Origin of the sequence: Paenibacillus amylolyticus, assembly GCF_003719335.1 — a bacterium.
Taxonomy (GTDB): Bacteria; Bacillota; Bacilli; order Paenibacillales; family Paenibacillaceae; genus Paenibacillus; species Paenibacillus amylolyticus_D.
The window spans coordinates 1-529 of record NZ_RIAS01000056.1 but is presented as its reverse complement, the minus strand read 5'-3'; the positions used below and the strand labels follow the sequence as shown (position 1 = coordinate 529).

Here is a 529-nt window from a genome sequence, read left to right as displayed (position 1 = left end):
ATGGCTCGGTAGCTCAGTCGGTAGAGCAGAGGACTGAAAATCCTCGTGTCGGCGGTTCGATTCCGTCCCGAGCCACCATGAACATAACAATTTGATACGCCGGTGTAGCTCAACTGGTAGAGCAACTGACTTGTAATCAGTAGGTTGGGGGTTCAAGTCCTCTCGCCGGCACCATGTAATCCTGGAGGATTAGCGAAGTGGCCAAACGCATCAGACTGTAAATCTGCTCCCGTACGGGTTCGGTGGTTCGAATCCATCATCCTCCACCAGTTTTATGAGTCATTAGCTCAGTTGGTAGAGCACCTGACTTTTAATCAGGGTGTCGAAGGTTCGAATCCTTCATGACTCACTTTTATTATATGCGCGTGTGGCGGAATTGGCAGACGCACTAGACTTAGGATCTAGCGTCTTTGACGTGGGGGTTCAAGTCCCTCCACGCGCATCCCTTATTTTGCGGAAGTGGCTCAGCGGTAGAGCATCGCCTTGCCAAGGCGAGGGTCGCGGGTTCGATTCCCGTCTTCCGCTCCAA

The 529-nt window shown here is 52.4% G+C and carries 6 tRNA genes; all 6 read left to right on the top strand.

Features of this window, described 5'->3' with window-relative positions:
• Positions 1-2 precede the first annotated feature (2 nt).
• The 6 genes from EC604_RS29570 to EC604_RS29545 all read left to right on the top strand — a co-directional run bounded on the left by EC604_RS29570 (position 3) and on the right by EC604_RS29545 (position 528).
• Positions 3-78: transfer RNA gene (locus EC604_RS29570), tRNA-Phe, on the top strand.
• A 20-nt stretch (positions 79-98) separates the two neighbouring features.
• A tRNA-Thr gene (locus EC604_RS29565) sits at positions 99-174 on the top strand.
• A 9-nt stretch (positions 175-183) separates the two neighbouring features.
• A tRNA-Tyr gene (locus EC604_RS29560) sits at positions 184-269 on the top strand.
• 7 nt (positions 270-276) lie between these two features.
• Positions 277-349 (top strand) — tRNA-Lys (locus EC604_RS29555).
• Between the two features lie 12 nt (positions 350-361).
• A tRNA-Leu gene (locus tag EC604_RS29550) sits at positions 362-442 on the top strand.
• Positions 443-453: 11 nt separating this feature from the next.
• A tRNA-Gly gene (locus EC604_RS29545) sits at positions 454-528 on the top strand.
• The last annotated feature ends 1 nt before the right edge of the window (position 529 follow it).